This is a genomic window from Skermanella rosea (genome assembly GCF_016806835.2).
GTDB lineage: Bacteria > Pseudomonadota > Alphaproteobacteria > Azospirillales > Azospirillaceae > Skermanella > Skermanella rosea.
The window spans coordinates 4,948,191-4,968,684 of record NZ_CP086111.1 but is presented as its reverse complement, the minus strand read 5'-3'; the positions used below and the strand labels follow the sequence as shown (position 1 = coordinate 4,968,684).

Here is a 20,494-nt window from a genome sequence, read left to right as displayed (position 1 = left end):
ATGCCGATCCGGCGCGACCGCTACGGGCTGGACGTGACGACGGAGTTTCCCGCCACGGTCGAGGCGATCGACCGCTTCACCGGGGAAGTCCTGAGCCACGGCCGCGACGCCGGCCTGTTGCTGGCCGCCGCCGAGGCCGATCCCGGCTGCGCCTTGCTCCAGGCCTATGCCGGGGCGCTGTACCTGTTCCTCCAGACCTCGGAGGGGGCGGTGAAGGCTGCGCCGTTCCTGGCCCGCGCCCGCGCCTTGGTCGGCGGCGCCTCGGAACGGGAGCGGCTGATGGTGGCGGCCCTCGACGCCTGGGGCTCGGGCGCCGCCGACCGGGCGCTCCACCTGCACCGGCGGATCGCCCGGGACTGGCCGCACGACCTGCTCAACCTGAAGCTTGCCCAGATCCACCAGCTCAACCGGGGCGACCGGGCGGGGATGCGGGAACTGGCGGAGGCCGCCCTGCCGCACGCCTGGCGGATCAGCTACGCCTGGGGCCTGCTGGCCTTCGCGATGGAGCAGGCCGGGGCGCTCGACGCCGCGGAGGACGCGGGCCGCAAGGCGGTCGCGATGAACCCGGACGATCCCTGGGCCCAGCACGCCGTGGCCCACGTTCTGGAGGCGCGCGGCGATCCCGCCGCGGGGCTGGCCTTCCTGGAGCCGCTGTCGGCCACCTGGGAGCGCTGCTCCAGCTTCATGTATACCCACAATTGGTGGCACACCGCCCTGTTCCGCCTGGACATGGACGAGGGGGCGGCGGCGCTGGCCCTGTTCGACGGCCGGGTCTGGGGCGTGCGCAAGACCTATGTCCAGGACCAAGTCAATGCCGTGTCCCTGCTGTCGCGCCTGGAGCTGCGCGGCATCGACGTGGGCGGCCGGTGGTCCGACGTGGCGGACCATGTCCGCCCGCGGGTTGGCGACCGGCAGAACGGTTTCCTGGACCTGCATTACCTCTACGCCCTGGCGCGGGCGGGCGAGGAGGCGGCGGCGGCGAGCCTGCTGGCGGGGATCGAGGCGTTCGCCCGGTCCGGGCCGGCGCCCTGCCGCCCGGTCTGGGGGGAGGTGGCGCTGCCCGCCGCCCGCGCCCTGGCCGCCCATGCCGGCGGACGGTTCGCCGAAGCCGCCGCGACCCTGGGGCCGCTGCTGCCGAGGCTGCACCTGCTGGGCGGCAGCACCGCGCAGCAGACCTGGTTCACCCGCCTGCATCAGGATGCCCGGGTGCGCGCCGCCGGCGATCAACTGGCCCGGACGGGCGCCTGCGCATGAGATGCCGGTCGCTGTTCCGCGCCGCAGGCCTGATCGCCGTCGCTTTCGGCATGGCCGGGTGCGGCGTTCCCGGACCGGCGACGCCGGCGACGGCGATGGATCCCCTGCGCCGCAGCCTGTCCCTCGACGGCCTTGCGGATGGAGGGGAGCCGGTGACGGTCAGCTACCTGACGGCGGGCGACCCCTCGGGGATCCGGCTGATCCTGGTCCACGGCACGCCGGGCGCCGCCGACGGCTGGGCCGACTTCCTGGCCGATCCGCCGCCGGGGGTCGAGGTGGTGGCGCTGGACCGGCCGGGCTTCGGGGACAGCGGTCCGGACGGTGCCGTCACCAGCCTCGACGGCCAGGCCGACGCCGTCGCGGCGCTGCTGCCGGACGACGGCAGGCCGGCGATCCTGCTCGGCCACTCCCTGGGCGGGCCGATCGTGGCCCTGGCCGCGGCGCGCCATCCGGAGCGGGTGCATGCCGTGATCCTGCTGGCCGCCTCCCTCGATCCCGCCCTGGAGCGGATCCATCCCATGCAGCATGTCGGCGCCTGGGCGCCCGTGCGGGCCGTCCTGCCGCGCCCGATCCGCAACGCCAACGCCGAGCTGTTCGCCCTGAAGCCGGAGCTGGAGGCGCTGCGCCCCGAACTGGCCCTGGTCCGCTGCCCGGTACTGATCGTCCACGGCACCGACGACGACCTGGTGCCCTTCTCCAACGTCGCCTATGCCGAGACGCACCTGACCGGCGCCTGCCGGGTCGAGACCGTGGTCCTGGGCGGCGCCGACCATTTCCTGCCGTGGAACGCCGCCCCGACCGTGCGGGCGGCGATCGCCCGGGCGGAGGCCATGGAATGCTGACCTGCCTCGAAGCCACCCTCGCGGCCCTGATCGCCGCGTCCGCCGATCCCTGGGTCATCCTGCCGGCGCTGGTCCTGATCACCTTCCTGCTGGAGGACGTGGCGATCGCGGCCGGCGTGGCCCTGGCGCTCGACGGCACCATCGGCTGGCCCGCCGCCTTCCTGGCGGTGGCCGGCGGCATCGCGCTCGGCGACCTCGGCCTGTACGGCACGGGCCGGCTGGCGCTTCGGGTGCCGGCGCTGCGCCGGCGGCTGGAGGATGACCGGGTCGATCGGGCGCGGGCCGCGCTTGACGGGCGGCTGGGCGTCGCCGTCGTGGTCGCCCGCGTGGTGCCGGGCCTGCGGCTCGCGACATACACCGCCGCCGGGCTGCTCGGCGTCTCCTTCCCCCGGTTCGCCGCCCTGGTCGTCGCGGCGGTCGCGGTCTGGACCGCGGGGCTGTTCTGGCTGGCGACCGCGCTGGGACAGGCGCTGGGTGAGCTGCTGGAACGTACCTTCGGCATCGGACCCATGGCCGCCGTCGTCCTGGCGCTTCTGCCCCTCGTCCTCCTCGCCCTGCTGCTGCCGCGCCTGCTGCGCGGACCGTCCGCGGCCAAACCCGTCGATACCGGGGTGTCCCCATGACCATGCTCGTCGAACCGCCGTCCGCCCTTCCCGTGCCGGCTCCCGAACCGCGCGATCGGCCCTGGCCGGTGCCGCACGCCGGGATGCCGCCCCTGGACACCGACGGGGACCCCCTGAGCGCCTTCGAGTTCTGGTCGATGCGCCGGTTCTACTGGCCGATCGCCCTCTATGCCCTGTGGCTGATGGTGCGCTACCGCGGCGTCACGCTGCCGACCGCGGCGAACCCGTCCTTCCCCGGCGGCGGCCTGGTCGGCGAGTCGAAGTCGGCCATCCTGGACCTCGCCCGAGCGGCGGCGCCCGACCATGTCGCTCCCTTCGTCGCGGTGGACCGTCCCGAACGCCCCGACGATGCGATCGGCGAGGCGCTGGCGGCGGAGGCGGCCATGACCTCGGCGGGGCTTCGCTTCCCCGTGGTCGCCAAGCCGGACCTGGGCTGCCGGGGCGCCGGGGTGCGGCTGGTCCGCGACCCGGGGGAGCTGGCGGCCTACCTGGAGGGGTTCCCGGCCGGGGCGCGGCTGGTCCTCCAGCGCCACGTGGCGTACGAGGCGGAGGCGGGCGTCTTCTACGTCCGTGAACCGGGTGGAGAGGGTGGCCGGATCGTGTCGCTGACGCTGAAATACTTCCCCTATGTCCATGGCGACGGACGCTCGACCCTGCGGGAGCTGATCCTGGCCGACCCGCGCGCAGGCCGGGTGCCGCACCTCTACCTGCCGCGCCACGCCGCCCGGCTGGATCAGGTGCCGGAGGCGGGGGAGCCGGTCCGGCTCGCCTTCGCCGGAAGCCACAGCCGGGGCAGCATCTTCCGCGACGGGACGCATCTGGTCACCCCGGCCATGACCGAACGCTTCGACGCCATCGCCCGCGCCATCCCGGAATTCTGGTTCGGCCGGTTCGACGTGCGGTTCGCCGACATCGCGCGGCTCCAGGCCGGTGAGGGTTTCGCCATCCTGGAGGTCAACGGCGCCGGGGCGGAGATGACCCATGTCTGGGACCGCTCCAAATCGCTTCGGCAGGCGCGGCGCGACCTGATGGAGCAGTACCGCCTGCTGTTCGCCATCGGCAGGGCCAACCGCGACCGCGGGCACCGGGGCCAGAGCCTCGGCGAGTTCTGGCGGGCCTGGCGGCGCGAGAAGGCGCTGACGCCGCACTATCCGCCGACCCTGTGATTTCCTGACTTCCATACCGCCTGACCGGAGCCGCCGCGCATGAGTTTCGCCGCCATCTTCTCAAGCCCGCTGGCCCGCAAGGTGGCCGCCGGGGTCCTGGCCGCCCTGGTGGCGGTCCAGCTCCTGTTGCTGCTGGTCTTCTATTTCGGCCAGCGTTCCGTCTTCCTCGGCACGATCGCGGAGGAGGGGACCGGCGTCGTCCGGGCGCTGGAGCGGCTGCTGCCCGACGCGGCCGACGCGGCCTCGGCCAAGGCGTCGGCCGAGCGGGTGATCCGGAACACAAGGGTGATCGGGCTGATCCTGGTCCGGCCGGACGGAACCGAGCTCGCGCGGGCCGGCGAGACCCCGGCGCTGTACTACGGCAAGGCCGCGCGGGACCTGCTGAACGCGGAGGAGACCCGGTACGACATCGTGCTCACGCCCGCCGACCTGGGCGGGCGGCTGGGCGCCGTCGCCCGGCTGACCACCGACGGCGGCGACGCCTTCGTCCAGGGCAACGTGCTGCGCCGGTTCCTGTCCGACATGGGCGTCGCCCTGGTCGGCGCGCTGGCCACCCTGGTGGTGCTGTCGAGCCTGGTGCTGGCCCCGCTGTCGCGCATCCGGCGGGCGCTCCAGGCCGGGACCGACGACCTGCCGGCCGAGCGGCGCGACGATATCGGCGACGTCGCCCGCGCCCTGGCGGCGTCGCGCGCCCAGGCGGACGAGGTCGAGCGGCTGCGCGCCGAGCGGCAGCGGGCCGAGCACGACGCCGAGCAGGATCGGCGCGCCCGGCTGGGCCGCCTCGCCGACGAGGTGGAGGGCGGCGTCCGCGAGGTGCTGGCCCGGCTGGAAGCCGACTCCGCCCGGCTCGCCGAGGTGTCCGGCGTCATGGTCGGCGCCTCGCGCGAGACCGGCGAGCGCGCCGGCGCCGTCCGCACCGCGTCGGAGGACGCCGCCGTCAATGTCGAGACCGTCGCCGCCGCGGCGGAGGAGCTGACCGCCGCCATCCACGAGATCGCCCGGCAGGTGGTGACCAGCTCGGAGATCGCCAAGCACGCCAACGCGGAAGCGAAGCGGACGGACGCGACGGTGCGCGGCCTCCAGGAGGCGGCGTCGCGGATCGGCGAGGTGGTCCGGCTGATCCAGGAGATCGCGGAGCAGACCAACCTGCTGGCGCTGAACGCCACCATCGAGGCCGCCCGGGCGGGGGAGGCCGGCAAGGGTTTCGCGGTGGTCGCCGGCGAGGTCAAGAGCCTGGCCGGCCAGACCGCCCGCGCCACCGAGGACATCGCCGCCCAGGTCGCCGGCATCCGTGCCGCCAGCGAGGCGGCGGCGGGCGCTATCGGCGGGATCTCCCTGACGGTGACCCGGATCGACGAGATCTCCGCCGGTATCGCCGCCTCGGTCGAGGAGCAGGGCGCCGCCACCGCCGAGATCGCCCGCAACGTCGCCCAGGCCGCGTCGTCCACCCGCGGCGTCACGTCAGACGCGCTCGGCATGGCCGAGGCCGCCGGCGAGACCAGCCGCGCCGCCGGCGACGTGCGGGTGGTCGGCGAGCGGCTGGCGGGCGGCACGTCCGAGCTGCGGGCGGCGGTGTTGCGGCTGGTCCGGCAGATCCGGGAGGGGTGACCGATATAATTACTATAGTAATGGATTGCTGCTTCCTTCAGGTGAAGTTCGCGAACAAGTCAAGAGTATTATCCGTGGCAATCTGCAGTCACGTATACTTCATGTGTCATTAATGACTGGAAAATATACTTATCCATATCTTTGGGGTGCAGGCTGGGCCCCTCCTCCTGGGCAGAAGGACGAAGATATGGTCGGCAGCAACAGATGGGTGCAGTGGTCCGCCGAAGAAGGCGGCAACGGTCACTGGTACAGGCTCGTCACGTCTCCGCTTTATTCGATCTCGTGGCTGGATGCGGCCCGGGCCGCTCCCGGGATCGGGCCGGGGACGGAACTGGCCAGCCTGAACAGCCGGGCCGAGCACGCGTTCGTGAAGAACAACCTGCTGTCCATGGGCGTGAGCGAGCGGCTCTGGATCGGCGGCAGCCTCGGTCCCGACGGAAAATGGCGATGGATGGACGGCGAAGAGATCGGCTTCACCAACTGGGCGCCCGGGGAGCCGAACAATTACGACGGTACCGAAGACAAGCTGATGATCTACCGGGACGGCAACTGGAACGACTCGACCGACTGGTGGCTCTCCAACGCCTACGTCGTCGAGACCGCGATCAGGCCGGACATTCCGCCGCCGCCGCCGCTCAATCCCTCCCTGGATGTGATCCACCTGCGCGTCGCCGGGGATGGCTACCGCGAATCTGCAGTGTTCCAGTTGTACGCCGACGGTTATCCGGTCGGTTCGGCCAACGCCGTGACGGTTTCGCACATGGACGGCAAGTGGCAGGACATCGTCCTGAGGACCCATCTCCCGGTCGATGCCAAATCGATAACCGTCGAGTACGTGAGCAACTTCGAGTACGGCGGGCCGAATCCCTACCTCACCCTCTATCTCGATAGCATCACGATCAACGGAACGGTGATTACGCCGGCCTCCCAAGCCATCAAGGGTTCCATCGAACTCCAGATCCCGGGCCAGTCCCATGGACAGAAGCCGTTCTGGCTGCCCTGGAGCGGCGAGGCGACGAACACGGTCAAGGGCGACCGGTACGGCGAAACCCTGTCCGGGACCGACGGCAACGACCGCCTGGACGGCGGCCTCGGCTGGGACCGCATGATCGGTCTCGACGGCGACGACACCTATCTGGTGAGTTCGCACGGCGACGCGGTCGTGGAGGCGCCGAACCAGGGCATAGACAGTATCCGAAGCTGGCTGGACGCGACCCGACTGCCGGACAACGTGGAAAACCTCTACCTCAACGGCTACACGGCATCGGACGGCTTCGGCAACTATCTCGACAACCGCCTGATGGGCAACGACAGCGCCAATTACCTGGACGGCGGGACCGGCGACGATATCCTGTACGGCAACGGCGGAGCCGATATCCTGGTCGGGGGTGCCGGCAACGACATCTTCGCCTACCGGCAGCTTTCCGATGCCGGCGACGTGATCATGGACTTCACGCCCGGCACCGACATGATCGACCTGCGGGTCCTCCGCAAGGCGTTCGCCGGCCCCGACTCCGATCCGTCCATCGAACTCGCCCGGAAGGGGTCCGGCACCGCCGTCGTCTTCCACCAGCATGCCGACGATGGCGACGGCACCGTCCTGGTCACCCTCGAGCATGTCCTGGCCACCCAGCTGACCTTCGGCAAGGAACTGCTGTGGTGACCGCTTCCCGATGAACGGGTCTACTCCGCCGCCTCCTCGGTGATCCCGGCCATCATCAGGCCCAGCCGGCGCTCGGTCGCCTGGCCGGCGGGGATCTCGCCGACCAGGTGGCCGTCGAACATCACCAGGATGCGGTCGCTCAGCGCCAGGATCTCGTCCAGCTCGACCGAGACCAGCAGGATCGCCTTGCCGGCGTCGCGCAGTTCCACCAGCCGCCGGTGGATGAACTCGATCGCGCCGATATCGACGCCGCGGGTCGGCTGGCCGACCAGCAGAACGTCGGGGTTCCGCTCGATCTCGCGGGCCAGCACGATCTTCTGCTGGTTGCCGCCGGAGAAGTTGGCCGCGCGCAGGTCCGACAGGGGCGGGCGCACGTCGTAGCTCTTCATCTCGGCCTGGCACCGGCTGAGCATGGCGCCCCGGTCCATCAGGATTCGGCCGTTGTAGCGCGGATCGTCATGGTAGCCCAGCACCGCGCATTCCGCGGCCGAGAAGGACGTCACCAGCCCGACCTTCTGCCGGTCCTCCGGCACGTGGGCGACCCCGGCCCGGCGCAGGCCGCGGGCGTTGAACATCGCCTTGTCGCTGATCTTCTCGCCGTGCAGCCGGATCGTGCCCTCGGATATGGGGTGGATGCCGGCCAGCGCTTCCAGAAGCTCCGACTGGCCGTTGCCCGAGACGCCGGCGATGCCGACGATCTCGCCGGCGCGGACCGACAGGCTGACGCCCTTGACCCGGGCGACGCCGCCGCGTTCCATCACCGTCAGGCCGCGCACGTCGAGCACGACCGGGCCGGGCTCCGCCGGCTTCTTGTCGACCCGCAGCAGCACCTTGCGGCCGACCATCAGCTCGGCCAGCTCGTCGCGGCTGGTCTCCGCCGTGCTGACGTTGGCGACCACCTCGCCCCGGCGCATCACGGTGACCGCGTCGGTCAGCTCCATGATCTCGCGCAGCTTGTGGGTGATGATGATGATCGTCTTGCCCTGGTCGCGCAGCGCGCGGAGGATGCGGAACAGGTGGTCCGCTTCCTGCGGGGTCAGCACGCCGGTCGGCTCGTCCAGGATCAGCAGGTCGGCGCCGCGGTACAGCGCCTTCAGGATCTCCACCCGCTGCTGGAGCCCGACGGGAAGCTCGCCGACCACGGCGTCCACGTCGACCTCCAGCGCGTATTCCCGCTCCAGCCGCTCGAGCTCCCGGCGGGCGCGGGCCAGGCCGGGAGCCAGGGTGGCGCCGCCCTCCGCGCCGAGCAGGACGTTCTCCACCACGGTGAAGGTGTCGACCAGCATGAAATGCTGGTGGACCATGCCGATGCCGGCCGCGATGGCGTCCCCGGGGGTGCGGATGTCGGCCGGCTCGCCGTTGACCAGCACGGTGCCGCCGTCGGCGCGCAGATAGCCGTAGACGATGCTCATGATCGTCGATTTGCCGGCGCCGTTCTCCCCGATCACGCCGTGGATGCTGCCCCGGCGGACGGTCAGGGACACGTTCCTGTTGGCGTGGTTGGCGCCGAACCACTTGTTAACGCCCACCAGTTCAAGGGCTGGCGGCCCCCGGTCGGAAGGCGGGCCGCCGCCGAACCCGCCACGCACGATGGTGTCCCCGGCCCGGTTTCCGGTCATGCCGCTCACCCCCGTCCTGATGCCCGCTGGTCTTTACTGCTTGTATGGCTGGACCTGAAGCTCGCCGGCGATGATCCTGGCCTTGGCAGCCTCGACCTTCTGCTTCATGTCGTCGGTGACGAGGCTCTGGTTGTTCTCGTCCACGGCATAGCCGACGCCGTCCTCCTTCAGGCCCAGGACCCGCGAGCCCGCGGCCCAGGTGCCTTCCTTGGCCGACTTCATGCAGTCGTGGACGGCGACATCCACCCGCTTGATCATCGAGGTCAGGACGGAACCGGGATGCAGGTGGTTCTGATTGCTGTCCACGCCGATCGACAGCTTCCTGTTATCGGCCACCGCCTGGAGCACGCCCAGCCCGGTCCCGCCGGCGGCGGCGTAGATCACGTCGGCGCCGCGGTCCATCTGGCTCTTGGCCAGTTCGCCGCCGCGGGTCGGGTCGCGCCAAGCGGCCGGCGTGGTGCCGGTCATGTTCTGGAAGACCTCGGCCTGCGGGGCGGCGTGCTTGACGCCCTGCTGGTAGCCGGTCGCGAAGTTGCGGATCAGCGGGATGTCCATGCCGCCGACGAACCCGACCTTGCCGGTCTTGGACGCCATGGCCGCCATCATGCCGACCAGGAAGGAGCCTTCATGCTCCTTGAAGGTGATGGACTGGACGTTGGGCGCCTCGACCACGCTGTCGATGATGCAGAACTTGGTGTCGGGAAACTCCTGCGCGACCTTGCCCATGGCGCTCGCCTGGGCGAACCCGACGCCGACCACCACGTCGGCGCCGCGCCGGGCCATGTTGCGCAGCGCCTGCTCGCGCTGGGCCTCCTGCGTCACCTCGAACTCGCGGTACTCGATGCCGGTTTCCTTCTTGAACCGCTCGGCGCCGGCATAGGCCGCCTCGTTGAAGGACTTGTCGAACTTGCCGCCCATGTCGAAGACGATGGCGGGCTTGAAATCCTGGGCCCGGGCCGATCCCGGCGCCATGCCGCCCGCGAGGGCCGATACGGCGCAGGCCGTGATGGACAAGGCGGCAAAAAATCTCTTCATCGGTTCCCATCCGCTCCCTGGATCTATCGGCCCCGAATCATCGGGTTGCTCCAAACATAGCGCCCGGTTCGCTTTGATTACAGGGGGATAATGACGGAAGGAAGGCCGGCGCGCGGTCCGCGAACGCTTTGACCCGAACCCTTATCCGATCCTTCATTGGAACGTCACATCTACGCACTAGACTTGTTATTCTATCTGTCGCGTTCGCGTTCCGCCCGGAGTCACCACCGAGGAGCAGCCGTTCCATGCCAGCGCATCCCGCCGAACCCATGGCCGCCGATCCCCATGCCACCGACCCGCTTGCCGCCGACAACGAATACACCCTGCTGGAGGAGATCGCGAACGCGGTGACCCACGGCATCGGGGCCTTGCTCTCCGTGGCGGCGCTGGCGGCCCTGATGGCGCTCGCCTTGGTGGAAGATGACATCTGGGTCCTCGTCAGCCTGACCATCTACGGCTCCACCCTGGTGCTGCTGTACCTCGCCTCCACCCTCTATCACGCGGTCCGGCACGCGCGGGCCAAGCTGGTGTTCAAGACCTGCGACCATGCCGCCATCTTCCTGCTGATCGCCGGCACCTACACGCCCTACTGCCTGCTGGTCATGGGCGGCGCCTGGGGGTGGACCCTGTTCGCCGTGATGTGGAGCATCGCGGCCTTCGGCGTCGTGTTCAAGATCCTGCACGTCAACCGCTACGCCCGCCTGTCGCTGATGCTGTACCTGGGAATGGGCTGGCTGGGGGTGTTCGCCGTCGGCCCGATCATCGCGAACATGGCGACCGAGGGGGTGCTTCTGCTGGCCGTCGGCGGGCTGGCCTATACCGGCGGCGTGGCCTTCTTCCTGTGGGAGAGCATGCCGTTCAACCATGCGGTCTGGCACCTGTTCGTGCTGGCCGGCAGCACCTGCCATTTCCTGTCGATCTATTACTACGTGGCGCAGAGGACGGTCTCCGCCTGATAGCCCAACCGGGAGGGTAGGGGAACAGGTGGGCCTGACCCGGGTTGTACCTCCTGCACGCAGGAGAGGGCATGACCAGGAAGAAGACCGCCGGTCCCGCCGGACCGATCCACGACCCGGCCTGGACGACGACCCGAGCCGGAGATCGATGACCCGGCCCAACGAACGCTACGCGTTCGCCGCCGGCCTGCTGGCCGCGACGCTCGGGATGCTCGTGCTGTTCGGCTGGGCCGCCGGCATCGAGGTCCTGAAGAGCCTGGCGCCCGATTACGCCAAGATGCAGCCGCTGACCGCCCTCGGCATCCTGGTCGGCGGGGTGGCGCTGGCCGCCCTGTCGGCCGGGTTCAGGCTTCCCGCCCGGTTCGGCGGCGCGTTCGTTCTGCTGACGGGAACGCAATCGCTGATCCAGGATGCCTTCGGGTTCGATTTCGGTACCGACCGGCTCCTGTTCCCCAGGGAGATCGAGACCGCGGCGCTGGTTTATCCCGGGCGGATGGCCCCGGCGTCGGCCGCCGGGTTCGTCCTGCTGGGCGCCTGCCTGATCCTGAAATGCCGCAGCCGCAACAGCGGAACCACGGTCGGGCTGCTCGGCCTGATGCTGGTCTCCGTGCCCCTGCTGGGATATCTCTACAGCGAGAATGCCCTCTACGCGTCCGGTCCGTACCTGACGATGGCGGTCCATACCGCCGCGGGCTTCGCCCTCCTGTTCACCGGCCTGCTGGTCCTGTGCCCGCCCGACTGGCTGCTGAGCCTGGGCGGCCGGGGACCGGGCGGGACGACGGCGCGCCGCCTGATCCCGGCGATCGTCGGGGTGCCGGTCGCGGCCGGCTGGCTCGCGCTGGAAGCGGCGGACGCCGGCCTGTTCCCCGAACGCCTGGCCTCGGCGCTGGTGGTGCTCGCGACCACGGTCATGCTGACGCTGCTCGCGATCCGCTTCGCCGCCCACCTCGACCGGAGCGACGCCGCCCGGCGGGAGGATTACGAGAAGCTGCGCCTCGCGATCGAGGGCGCCAGCCTGGGCACCTGGGAGGTCGACCTGGAAACCGGCGTGGCGCGCGGGTCGGACCGGTTCGCCGAGATGTGCGGCCTGCCCGGCCGCGATGCCCACGGCGCCCTGGAGAACTGGCTGGGAAACCTCCATCCCGACGACCGGGACCGCGTCCTCGCCAATCTCCGGAACGCCACCCGCGGATCCTCGCCGCGCTTCCGGGACGAATACCGCGTGGCCCGGTCCGACGGCGACTGGCGCTGGGTCTCCAGCGAGGGCCGGGTCCTGTGCGATCCGGCGGGGCGGCCCTGCCGGGCGCTCGGCATCACCCAGGACATCACCGAGGCCAAGCACTGGGAGCAGCGGCAGGAGCTGCTGCTGCGGGAGGTCAACCACAGGGTCAAGAACTCGTTGCAGCTGGTGAACTCCCTGCTTGGGATGCAGGGTCGCCAGTTCGCCGACCCGGCGACGCGGCGGCGGTTCGAGGAGGCCGCCGGACGGGTCCGCGCCATCTCCCACCTGCACGAGCGGCTGTACCGGGGCACCGACGTGGAGCGGGTCGACTTCGACGTCTATCTCCGCGCGCTGTGCGACGACCTGAGGGCCACGGCACCCGAATTCACCATCCGGGTGGAAGCCGAACCCGTGCTGCTGCCGACCGATGGCGCCGTGCCCCTGGGATTGATCGTCACCGAACTGGTGACCAACGCGATCAAGCATTCGAACCCGTCCGACGGACGGTGGCTGATCGATGTCCGGTTCGGCCCCGTCGACGGCGGCGACCTGGAATTGTCCGTGCGCGACCATGGCGCCGGCCTGCCGCCGGGCTTCTCCCCCGACCAGGCCGGCGGCAGCCTGGGCATGCGGGTGATCAAGGGGCTGTCGCTCCAGCTCCAGGCCAGCCTGCGGACGGAAGATGCCCGGCCCGGCGCCCGCTGGATCCTGCGCATCCCGCCGCTCGGCCGGCCGGAGCCGCCGGAGGTTCCCGCCGAGGTCATGCGCGGCCGGTAATGCTGCGATGCGGCGATGCTCCCTGGGCGAACCGCTCCGCCTGACATACTGTTTTACCAACGAACAATGACCGCCGGGAGGAAGGTCCGCCACGCGTCCTCCAACCGCCCTTCCGGGCCATCTCCCGTGCGAGCCCCATGCCCCTCCCGCTTCTAGCATTGGCCGTCGCCTCGTTCGGCATCGGCACCACCGAATTCGTGATCATGGGCCTGCTGCCCGACGTGGCGGCGGACCTGGGCGTCAGCATTCCCGACGCGGGCATGCTGGTGTCCGGCTATGCCCTCGGCGTCGTCGTCGGCGCGCCGATCCTGGCGGTCCTGACTTCCAGGCTGCGGCGCAAGACGGCGCTGGTCGCCCTGATGGGCCTGTTCATCGTCGGCAACGTGCTGTGCGCGGTGGCGCCCGGCTACGGGACGCTGATGGCGGCACGGATCGTCACCGCCTTCTGCCACGGCACTTTCTTCGGCATCGGGTCGGTGGTGGCGGCCAACCTGGTCCCGCCCGGCCAGCGGGCCCGCGCGATCGCGCTGATGTTCGCCGGACTGACGCTGGCCAACGTTCTGGGCGTGCCGCTCGGCACCGCGCTCGGCCAGTATGCGGGCTGGCGCTCGACCTTCTGGGGCGTGGTGGCGATCAGCGTCCTGGCGGAACTGGCGATCATCCTCTGGGTGCCCCGGGGCGGACGGGAGGAGCCGTCGAACCTGCTGGGCGAGTTCCGGGTGGTCCGCCGCCCGCAGGTGCTGCTCGCCATGGGCATCAGCGTGCTGGCGTCGGCCAGCCTGTTCAGCGTCTTCACCTACATCACGCCGATCCTGCGGGAGGTGACGGGCGTCTCGCCCCACGGCGTCACCATGGTCCTGCTGCTGTTCGGAGTCGGCCTGACGCTGGGCAACCTGCTGGGCGGAAGGTTGGCCGACTGGAAGCTGATGCCGGCGCTGGTCGGCATCTTCTGCGTCCTGGTGCCGGTGCTGGCGGCGTTCAGCGTCACCAGCGCCTGGTTCGTGCCCGCCGTCGCCACGATCTTCGTCTGGGGCATCGTCGTCTTCGCCCTGGTCGCCCCGCTCCAGATGCGGGTGGTGGACGAGGCGCGCGATGCCCCGAACCTCGCCTCCATCCTCAACCAGGGCGCCTTCAACCTGGGCAACGCCGCCGGCGCCTGGTTCGGCGGCATCGCGATCTCGGCGGGAGTGTCCTACGCCGCGATTCCCTGGGTCGGCGCCGCGCTTGCCCTGCTGGCGCTCGGCACCACCCTGCTGTCCGGCAGCCTGGAACGGCGGGAGGCCGCGCCGGCCTGATCCTCAGCCCACCGGCAGGCCCCGGTTCCGCAACAGCGCGTCGGTCTGCGGCTCGCGGCCCCGGAACGCGACGTAGAGTTCCATCGGGTCGCGGGTGTCGCCGGCCTCGTAGATGTCCTTCAAGCGGGCGGCGAGGCGGGGGTCGAACAGGTCGCCCGCCTCCTTGAAGGCGTCGAAGCCGTCGGCGTCCAGCACCTCCGACCACATGTACGAGTAATAGCCCGCGGCGTAGCCGCCGGAGAACAGGTGCTTGAAGTGGGGCAGCCGGTGCATCAGTCCCACTTCCTTCGGCATGCCCAGCCGGTCCAGCACGTCGCGCTCGAAGGCTTCCGGGTCCAGGTTGTCCGGGTTGGCCTGGGAATGGATCTCCATGTCCATCAGCGCCGAGCCGGTATAGGCCACCGTGTCGAAGCCCTGGCCGAACTTGCGCGCCTCCAGCAGGCGGCCCAGCAGCTCCTCCGGGATCGGTTCGCCGGTCTCGTGGTGCACCGCGTAGGCACGGAGCGTCTCGGGCGCCGACAGCCAGTGCTCGTAGACCTGGGACGGGAACTCCACGAAGTCGCGGCGGACGGAAGTGCCCGACTGCGACGGGTAGCGCGCCTTGCTCAGCAGGCCGTGCAGCGCGTGGCCGAACTCGTGGAACAGCGTCTCCGCGTCGTTGAAGGTCAGCAGCGATGGCCGGCTCTTCGCGAAGTTGCTGTTGTTGACGATGATCGGCGTGACCTCCTCCTCGTAGGATTCGGAGTCGCGGTAGCTGCTCATCCAGGCGCCCGACCGCTTGGAGGCGCGGGCGAAATTGTCCTGGATGAACAGGCCGACATGCCGGCCGGTCTCCTTGTCCCTGACCTCGTAGAGGCGGGCGTCGGGATGGTAGAGCGGCAGGTCCGTCCGCTCGGCGAAGGTGATGCCGAACAGCCGGGTCGCCGTGTCGAACGCCGCGCGGACCATGTTGTCGAGCAGGAAGTACGGCTTGATCTCGCCATCGTCCAGGTCGTAGCGGGCCTTCCGCACCCGCTCGGCGTAGAAGCGCCAGTCCCACGCCTCGATGGCGCCGTCGAAGCCGGCCTGCTCCGCCTCCGCCTGGATCAGGCCGCGCTCGGCGATCGCCTGGGCGCGGGCCGGCTCCCACACCTGGTTCAGCAGGGTCATGACCGCCGTCGGCTGCTTCGCCATGGTGTCGTCGAGCTTGTAGTCGGCATATGTCGGATAGCCCAGCAGCCGGGCCTGCTCGGTCCGAAGCGCCACGATCTCGCGGATCAGGTCGCGGTTGTCGGTCCCGCCCCCATTGGCGCCCCGGTTGATCCAGGCGCGGTGCGCCTTCTCGCGCAGGTCGCGCCGGGTCGAGAAGGTCAGGAACGGCTCCACCGAGGAGCGCAGCAGGGTGATGACGTATTTGCCCTCCAGCCCGCGCTCGGCCGCAGCCTGGGCCGCCGCCTCCCGCACATAGCCGGGCAGGCCGTCCAGGTCCGCCTCCTCCAGGACCAGCTGCCAGGCCTGCTCGTCGGCCTGGACATGCTGGCCGAACAGCGTCGTCAGGGTCGCCAGCCGCTCGGAGATCTCCGCCATGCGGACCTTGGCCTCCGGCTCCAGGGCGGCGCCGCTCCGCACGAAGCCCAGGTGGCTGCGCTCCAGCAGGCGCATCTGGTCCGGCTCCAGCCCCAGACCCTCGCGCCGGGCGTAAAGGTCGGCGACCCGCTCGAACAGCGCCGGATTGAGCGAGATCCGGGCGTTGTACTGCGCCAACTTCGGGCTGTAGTCGCGGGCGATCGCCTCCAGGTGCTCGTTGGTGTGGCTGGAGTTGAGGTTGAAGAACACCGAGCACACCCGGTTCAGCAGCCGCCCGGCCGCCTCCATGGCCTCGATCGTGTTGGCGAAGGTCGGCGCCTCGGCCGACGTGGCGATGGCGTCGAACTCGGTCAGGCCTTCCTCCATGCCGCGGTCCAGGGCGGCTGGGAAATGCTCTGGCTGGATCCGGTCGAAGGGGGGAAAGCCGAACTCGGCGGTCCACGGCGTGAAGAACGGGTTGTCGGCGGACATCAAGGCCTCGTGATCAACTGAGGCCCCGATGATAGCCGCTTCCCGCACCGACCACAAATCCCGCCCCGCGCCGCCGGGACGGTCATGAGCCCGGGAAGCCCAGCGCCGGCTCCAGCGCCTCGAAGCTCCGGTTCATCGCGTAGGTGGAGCCGAGCCACAGGGGGATATGGCCGTAGACGAACGAGATCTGGCTTTCCGCCGCCTCCTCGCCCAGGCCCGCGATGCCGGCGACATAGAGGGCGGAGACCAGCCCGCTGCGGTCCGCGCCGGACTGGCAGTGGATCAGAACCGGCTTCTCCACGGTCCGGAGGAGCGCCATCAGGTCGCCGAACTGGGCCATGGTCAGTTCGCGGCGGGCGGACATGCGGAAATCCACGTGGCCGATGCCGAGCCTGCGCGACGCCTCCACCTCGGCGTCGTACCAGCCGCTCCCGGTATTGTCGCCGCGCAGGTTGATGATCGTCCTGATCCCGTACTCCTTCCGGTACCGGGCGATGCGTTCAGGGGTGGGCTGGGCCGAGCGGTAAACCTCGCCCGCCACCACGGCATGGAAATTGTCGCCGAGGAAGACGGTCGCCATGTGAAGCGTCGCGATGCCGAGGCTGGCCGACAGGAAGCCCAGCAGCCCGGCCAAGGCCGCCTTGAAGCCCGACGACGACAGCGATGCCACGAGGCCTGTGAAAAGCTTTTCCATGATTCTCCCGATGATGCCCCGGGCCGGATCGGGGACGGCGGTTCCCTGGTCGGCCCCTCCGGCGGTTGCAGAGGACACCATCGGGCTGACATCAACCTGACGGACGTGTAGGATCGCCCCCGGTGCCGCCCATGCCATGGGCACCGTTTTCCCCCGTCGAAGGCGCATCATGAGGATACTGGTGGTCGAGGATCATCCCGCGCTCCGCGAGATGGTGGCCGGTCATCTGGGCCAGCGCGGCTTCGCCGTGGATGCCGTCGCGACCGCCGACGCGGCGCGCGGCGCGCCGGAGGCGGCCTACGACGCGCTGGTCCTGGACTCGGCCTGCCGGACGGCGACGGCATGGCGATCCTGCGGGAGGTCCAGTCCCGCCCCGCCGGTCCGATCCCCACGCTGATCGTGACGGCGCGCGACGCCCTGGGCGACAGGGTCGGCGGGCTCGACGGCGGTGCGGACGACTACATCGTCAAGCCCTTCGACCTGATCGAGCTGGAGGCGCGCATCCGCGCCGTCCTGCGCCGGCCGGGAACGCGCCCCTGCACGGTGCTCCGGTGCGGCAGCCTGGAATTCGACACCAGCAGGCGGGAAGCCTCCGTCGCCGGCCGGGTGGTCGAGCTGACCCGCCGCGAATCGGATCTCCTCGGCGCCCTGGTCCGTGCCGCCGGACGGATCGACCCCGAGCTGGAAGCGCTGGCCGAGACCCTGATGGAGGAAAACGGCGAACCCTTCGCGGTGCTCGCCCTGTCGGTCGCGGCGGCGCTTGTCCTGGTCTGGTTCGTCGCCGGCTGGAGCCTCCGCCCGCTGGGCCGCGCCGCGCGGGAGGCTGCCGCCATCGTTCCCGGCGCTCCCACGGCCCGCTTGTCGCCGGCCGGCCTGCCGGCCGAGATCCAGCCGCTGGTCGGGGCGGTCAACGGCGCCCTCGACCGGCTGGCCGGAGCCTACGAGGCCGAGGGCCGCTTCACCGCCGACGCCGCGCATGAGCTGCGCACGCCGCTGGCCGTCCTCAGCGTCCGGCTCCAGCGGGCGGAGATCGGCGGCACCGCCGACTGGCCGGCGATCCGCCGCGACCTGTCGGACCTGACCAGGCTGGTCAATCAGCTGCTCGACCTGGCGCGCAAGGAGGCCGCGAGCCGGGCCGAGGACCCCCGGACGCTGCCCCCGGTCGATCTCGGCCGGACGGTCCGCGAAGCCGCCGCCGCGGTCCTGCCGGTGGCCGAGACCGCCGGCAGGGCGATCGAGGTCGATGCGCCGCCTCACGCGGTCCCGGTGCGGGGCCGGGCCGACGACCTGCGCGACGCCGTCCGCAACCTGCTCGACAATGCGCTGGCCCACGGCGGCGGCGCCGTCACGGTCCGCCTGACGGCCGGCGCGGAGGCGGTCCTGGAAGTGGCGGACGAGGGACCCGGCGTGCCGGAACACCTGCGAGAGGAGTTCTTCGACCGCTTCCGCAAGGGCCGGGCCGCCAGCCCCGGCGCGGGGCTCGGACTCGCGATCGTCCGCCATGTCGTCCGTGCCCACGGCGGCGACGCCCGCTTCCTGCCCGTGGACGGCGGCAGCCGGATCGAGATCCGGCTGCCGCTGGGCGCCCGGTCCTGATCCCTCCGCGTGGGCGAGCGGGCATACGGACGCAGGTAGGGAATGTTTTAGCAAAAGCGCCGCTACGATCCCGCCTTGATCGAAAGCGCCGCCCCTGGACAGCCGGGGACGGCGGAGCCGAGCATCTTCCCGGAGCCTGACGGCATGAGCGCAACGGAACAGGACGGCATGGCGCCGATCTTCCCCCTGGCGGGAAAGAGGGTCTGGGTGGCCGGTCACCGGGGCATGGTCGGCTCGGCCATCGTCCGGCGGCTGGCCGCCGAGGATTGCGAGGTCCTGACGGTCGACCGCGGCGCCTTGGACCTCCGCTGCCAGGCCGAGGTCGAGGACTGGGTGCGGTCCCGCCGGCCCGACGCCGTCTTCCTCGCCGCGGCCACGGTCGGCGGCATCCATGCCAACAGCACCCGGCCGGCGGACTTCATCCACGACAACCTGCTGATCGGGGCGAACGTGATCCACGCCGCCCATCTCGCCGGCGTTTCGAAGCTGCTGTTCCTGGGATCCTCCTGCATCTATCCGAAGCTGGCGCCCCAGCCCATGGGCGAGGACGCGCTGCTGACCGGGCCGCTGGAGGAGACGAACCAGTGGTACGCCATAGCCAAGATCGCCGGCGTCAGGCTGTGCCAGGCCTACCGCCGGCAGCATGGCCGCGACTTCATTTCCGCCATGCCCACCAACCTGTACGGCATCAACGACAATTTCGACCTGATGGGCAGCCACGTGCTGCCCGCCCTGCTGCGCAGGATCCACGCCGCCCGGCGTGACGGGCGGGACCGGGTCGTGATCTGGGGGACCGGCTCGCCCCGCCGGGAATTCCTGCACGTGGACGATCTGGCCGACGCCTGCCTGTTCATGATGAAGCACTACTCGGACCACGGGCCCCTGAATGTCGGCTTCGGCAAGGACATCTCCATCCGCGGCCTCGCCGGGCTGATCGCGGACATCGTCGGGTTCGAGGGCGGTTTCGTCTTCGATGCGGCCAAGCCCGACGGCCCGCCCCGCAAGGCGCTCGATATCTCGCGCCTGTCCGGCCTGGGCTGGAAAGCCTCGATCGGGCTGCGGGACGGCATCGCATCCACCTACGACTGGTTCCTGAACAACCATCCGGCGGCGGTCGAGCCACGGGAATGATGCCGCATCCTTCCGGCGGCATAGTCCGTCGGAGTCGCGGCATGGGCCGGGATGGCGCCTGTTTCCCGAATCTCCCGAGGGTATCGACGGCCGGCCGCGGCCCCGGTGGCCGCGATCGTCACCGGCTCCGCCGCCGGCACCTTCTGATGTAGGGGAGGGGGACTCATGATCCGCCGCCTGCTGGCCGCCGTCCTGCTCGCTTTCCCGCTCACCGCGGCGCCGGCGGTCTCCGCCGAGCTTCGGCTGGTCACCGGCGAGCTGCCGCCCTACGCCTTCCACGTGCCGCCGCCGACCGTGGCGGAGGCGGGCGAGCCGATGGGCCTCGTCTATGAGGTCGTCCGGGAGGTCGCCTGGCGGATCGGGCATTCGGGCACGGTCGAGTTCTGGCCCTGGGTCCATGCCCAGGAGCTGGCCTCGACCCAGCCGAACACCGGCATCCTGGCCCTGACCCGCTCGCCGGAGCGGGAGGACCAGTATCGCTGGCTGTTCAACGTAGTCACGGACGACCTCGTCCTGGTCGGGGGAGCGGGAGTCGATGTCCGCGACCTCTGGTCGGTCAGGGACCGGCCCATCGGCGTGCTCCGGCGCAGCGGGGCGGAATCGCTCCTGCACGAGCACGGGTTCAACCGGATCCAGACGGCGAGCGAGGAGTGGATCAACGCCCAGCGGATGAAGGACCGGCTGATCGACGCCTGGCTGGCCCCCCGCCTGATGGTGCTCTACGCCTATCGCGAGGTCGGCGGCGACGTCTCGGAACTCAACATCGGCCATGTCGTCCGCCGGAGCGAGATCTGGCTCGCCGCCTCGAAGGACGTGTCGGACCAGGAGGCCAGACGCTGGCAGGAGGGTTTCGAGCAGGTGCGCGCCGACGGCACCTACGACGCCATCCTGGCCCGCTATACGAGGCTGAAGCCGCAGCCCGTCCCGGAGGACCGGCGGTCCGCCGAGGTCCCGTGGTTCAACTGAGGTTGCCGTG

The 20,494-nt window shown here is 70.6% G+C and carries 17 protein-coding genes; 13 read left to right on the top strand and 4 right to left on the bottom strand.

Going from position 1 to position 20,494, the window contains the following annotated elements; translation table 11 throughout:
* The 6 genes from JL101_RS23195 to JL101_RS23170 all read left to right on the top strand — a co-directional run bounded on the left by JL101_RS23195 (window position 1) and on the right by JL101_RS23170 (window position 7,156).
* Complete coding sequence (locus tag JL101_RS23195) at window positions 1–1,254, top strand: tetratricopeptide repeat protein (protein ID WP_203097911.1); 1,254 nt, start codon at window positions 1–3, stop codon at window positions 1,252–1,254.
* Window positions 1,251–2,096 (top strand): alpha/beta fold hydrolase, encoded by an 846-nt coding sequence (locus JL101_RS23190; RefSeq protein ID WP_203097910.1) that lies wholly within the window; start codon window positions 1,251–1,253, stop codon window positions 2,094–2,096. Before JL101_RS23195 ends, JL101_RS23190 begins: the two co-directional genes overlap by 4 nt.
* Window positions 2,090–2,719, top strand: coding sequence for a DedA family protein (locus JL101_RS23185; protein WP_203097909.1), 630 nt, complete (start codon window positions 2,090–2,092; stop codon window positions 2,717–2,719). The genes JL101_RS23190 and JL101_RS23185 overlap by 7 nt, the downstream gene beginning before the upstream one ends.
* Window positions 2,716–3,885 (top strand): D-alanine--D-alanine ligase, encoded by a 1,170-nt coding sequence (locus JL101_RS23180; RefSeq protein WP_203097908.1) that lies wholly within the window; start codon window positions 2,716–2,718, stop codon window positions 3,883–3,885. The genes JL101_RS23185 and JL101_RS23180 overlap by 4 nt, the downstream gene beginning before the upstream one ends.
* 39 nt (window positions 3,886–3,924) lie before the next feature.
* Window positions 3,925–5,493, top strand: a complete 1,569-nt coding sequence (locus JL101_RS23175; RefSeq protein WP_203097907.1) for a methyl-accepting chemotaxis protein — start codon at window positions 3,925–3,927, stop codon at window positions 5,491–5,493.
* Window positions 5,494–5,680: 187 nt separating this feature from the next.
* Window positions 5,681–7,156 carry a lectin-like protein gene (locus JL101_RS23170; RefSeq protein ID WP_203097906.1) on the top strand — a complete coding sequence of 492 codons (1,476 nt, stop codon included), beginning with the start codon at window positions 5,681–5,683 and terminating at the stop codon, window positions 7,154–7,156.
* Between the two features lie 20 nt (window positions 7,157–7,176).
* Here the strand turns inward: JL101_RS23170 and JL101_RS23165 are convergent, their stop codons facing one another.
* Together JL101_RS23165 and JL101_RS23160 are read right to left on the bottom strand one after the other, a co-directional pair.
* A complete protein-coding gene (locus tag JL101_RS23165; RefSeq protein ID WP_203097905.1) occupies window positions 7,177–8,775 on the bottom strand; it encodes an ABC transporter ATP-binding protein in 1,599 nt (532 codons plus the stop codon).
* Between the two features lie 33 nt (window positions 8,776–8,808).
* On the bottom strand, window positions 8,809–9,810 hold the full coding sequence (locus JL101_RS23160; RefSeq protein WP_407697345.1) for a BMP family lipoprotein: 1,002 nt from the start codon (window positions 9,808–9,810) through the stop codon (window positions 8,809–8,811).
* A gap of 245 nt (window positions 9,811–10,055) precedes the next feature.
* Between JL101_RS23160 and trhA the strand changes: the two genes are divergently transcribed.
* The 3 genes from trhA (at window position 10,056) to JL101_RS23145 (ending at window position 14,060) form a co-directional block, all read left to right on the top strand.
* Window positions 10,056–10,766, top strand: coding sequence for a PAQR family membrane homeostasis protein TrhA (trhA, locus tag JL101_RS23155; RefSeq protein WP_203097904.1), 711 nt, complete (start codon window positions 10,056–10,058; stop codon window positions 10,764–10,766).
* Window positions 10,767–10,914: 148 nt separating this feature from the next.
* Window positions 10,915–12,765 carry a sensor histidine kinase gene (locus JL101_RS23150; RefSeq protein WP_203097903.1) on the top strand — a complete coding sequence of 617 codons (1,851 nt, stop codon included), beginning with the start codon at window positions 10,915–10,917 and terminating at the stop codon, window positions 12,763–12,765.
* Window positions 12,766–12,902: 137 nt separating this feature from the next.
* Window positions 12,903–14,060, top strand: coding sequence for an MFS transporter (locus tag JL101_RS23145; protein WP_203097902.1), 1,158 nt, complete (start codon window positions 12,903–12,905; stop codon window positions 14,058–14,060).
* A 3-nt stretch (window positions 14,061–14,063) separates the two neighbouring features.
* Here JL101_RS23145 and JL101_RS23140 read toward each other — a convergent pair whose 3' ends face one another.
* Together JL101_RS23140 and JL101_RS23135 are read right to left on the bottom strand one after the other, a co-directional pair.
* Complete coding sequence (locus JL101_RS23140) at window positions 14,064–16,097, bottom strand: M3 family metallopeptidase (protein WP_203097901.1); 2,034 nt, start codon at window positions 16,095–16,097, stop codon at window positions 14,064–14,066.
* An 82-nt stretch (window positions 16,098–16,179) separates the two neighbouring features.
* The gene (locus JL101_RS23135; protein WP_228435096.1) at window positions 16,180–16,791 is read right to left on the bottom strand and encodes a dual specificity protein phosphatase family protein; all 612 of its coding nucleotides are present in this window, start codon (window positions 16,789–16,791) and stop codon (window positions 16,180–16,182) included.
* Window positions 16,792–16,960: 169 nt separating this feature from the next.
* On the opposite strand from JL101_RS23135, the gene JL101_RS23130 reads away from it, so the two are divergent.
* The 4 genes from JL101_RS23130 (at window position 16,961) to JL101_RS23115 (ending at window position 20,484) form a co-directional block, all read left to right on the top strand.
* Window positions 16,961–17,188 (top strand): response regulator, encoded by a 228-nt coding sequence (locus JL101_RS23130; RefSeq protein ID WP_203097900.1) that lies wholly within the window; start codon window positions 16,961–16,963, stop codon window positions 17,186–17,188.
* Window positions 17,134–18,387, top strand: coding sequence for an ATP-binding response regulator (locus JL101_RS23125; RefSeq protein WP_203097899.1), 1,254 nt, complete (start codon window positions 17,134–17,136; stop codon window positions 18,385–18,387). Before JL101_RS23130 ends, JL101_RS23125 begins: the two co-directional genes overlap by 55 nt.
* Before the next feature lie 144 nt (window positions 18,388–18,531).
* Window positions 18,532–19,518, top strand: coding sequence for a GDP-L-fucose synthase (gene fcl, locus JL101_RS23120; RefSeq protein WP_323374683.1), 987 nt, complete (start codon window positions 18,532–18,534; stop codon window positions 19,516–19,518).
* A gap of 165 nt (window positions 19,519–19,683) precedes the next feature.
* Window positions 19,684–20,484 (top strand): substrate-binding periplasmic protein, encoded by an 801-nt coding sequence (locus JL101_RS23115; RefSeq protein WP_203097898.1) that lies wholly within the window; start codon window positions 19,684–19,686, stop codon window positions 20,482–20,484.
* Window positions 20,485–20,494 lie beyond the last annotated feature (10 nt).